At 61.2% G+C, this 1460-nt stretch carries 1 protein-coding gene; it reads left to right on the top strand.

Going from position 1 to position 1460, the window contains the following annotated elements; translation table 11 throughout:
* The first annotated feature begins 240 nt into the window (after positions 1-240).
* Complete coding sequence (locus tag MTX36_RS29395) at positions 241-1437, top strand: IS110 family transposase (protein ID WP_243623188.1); 1197 nt, start codon at positions 241-243, stop codon at positions 1435-1437.
* Positions 1438-1460 lie beyond the last annotated feature (23 nt).

The following is a 1460-nucleotide window of genomic DNA, read 5'->3' as shown; positions in this document are numbered from 1 at the left end:
CAGTCCTTACGTTTTAAGAAGGGTGATCTACGAGGTTTCGAGTTCTAGGCTTAGATCGCCCAGGGATGCCGGATATGGCTGGCATTTCGTCGCTGTTGTTGATGGCCGAAGGGGATTGGCCGTCCGGCATCCCGAGACGACTCGACCGCTCATTGAGAGATGCGACAACGATCGCTGAGTAAGGACGCGACGGCGCGGTCGTCCGCGGGACCGCCAACCGAACACAACGTGGAGGTAGCTATGCCGAGACTGTGGGCCGGAATCGACGCCGGCAAAACGAACCACCATTGTGTGGTCATCAACGCAGACGGTGAGCGACTTCTCTCCCGCCGAATACTCAACAACGAAACCGAATTGACAGAGTTGATCGACACGATCCTCACTCTTGCTGCCGGCGAGGGCGTGACCTGGTCGATCGATCTCAACCACGGCGGTGCCGCGCTGATGATCGCGCTGCTGACCACCCGCGAACAACCCCTGATCTACATTCCGGGCCGCACGATCTACCACGCCTCCGCCGCGTACAAAGGGGACGGCAAGACCGACGCCAAAGACGCTGCCATCATCGCCGATCAAGCTCGGATGCGCCGAGATCTTCAACCCGTCCGAACCGGTGACGACATCGCAGTGGACTTGCGCATTCTCACCAGCAGGCGCACCGACCTGACCTGCGATCGCACCCGAACCATTAACCGGCTTCGCGCTCAGCTGCTCGACTACTTTCCCTCGCTCGAGCGAGCCTTCGATTACAGCAACAGCCAGGCCGCGCTGATCCTGCTCACCGGCTATCAAATGCCCGATGGGCTGCGACGACTCGGCCGATCGCGACTGGAATCGTGGTTGCGAAAGCACAAGGCACGCAACGCCTCCCTCGTCGCCGATCACGCAATCGCAGCCGCCAACGCCCAACACACTGTCATTCCGGGTCAACAGATCGCAGCCGAGATGGTCTCCAGACTGGCCAAGGAGGTGATGGCCCTCGACCACGAAATCGGCGAAACCGACACGATGATCGAGGAACGATTTCGCCGACATCGCCACGCCGACATCATCATGAGCCTGCCCGGATTCGGACCGATTCTTGGCGCGGAATTTATCGCCTCCACCGGCGGCGACATGAGTTCCTTCGCCAGCGCGAACCAACTCGCCGCCGTCGCCGGGCTCGCGCCCGTGCCCCGCGATTCCGGCCGTATCAGCGGCAACCTCAGACGACCCCGACGTTACGACAGACGCCTGCTCAGAGCGATGTACCTCTCGGCGATGATCAGTATCACGAACTGCCCCGCCTCCCGCACCTACTACGACCGAAAACGCGCCGAGGGTAAACGCCACACCCAAGCCGTCCTCGCACTGGCACGCCGTCGCGTCAACGTCCTGTGGGCAATGCTCCGCGATCACGCCAACTACGAACCCGCTCCCCTCACTTCTGCGGCTTGACAACATCATTGAGAATCCCCTTC

It is taken from the genome of Rhodococcus sp. ARC_M6 (assembly GCF_022810305.1).
In the GTDB taxonomy this organism is placed as follows: domain Bacteria; phylum Actinomycetota; class Actinomycetes; order Mycobacteriales; family Mycobacteriaceae; genus Rhodococcus_F.
The sequence above is the reverse complement of the archived record's forward strand: the minus strand, read 5'-3'. Positions and strand labels throughout refer to the sequence as shown.

Coding starts and splice junctions, on each gene's coding strand:
- MTX36_RS29395 (WP_243623188.1), top strand. CDS start 241: ATGCCGAGACTGTGGGCCGGAATCGACGCCGGCAAAACGAACCACCAT.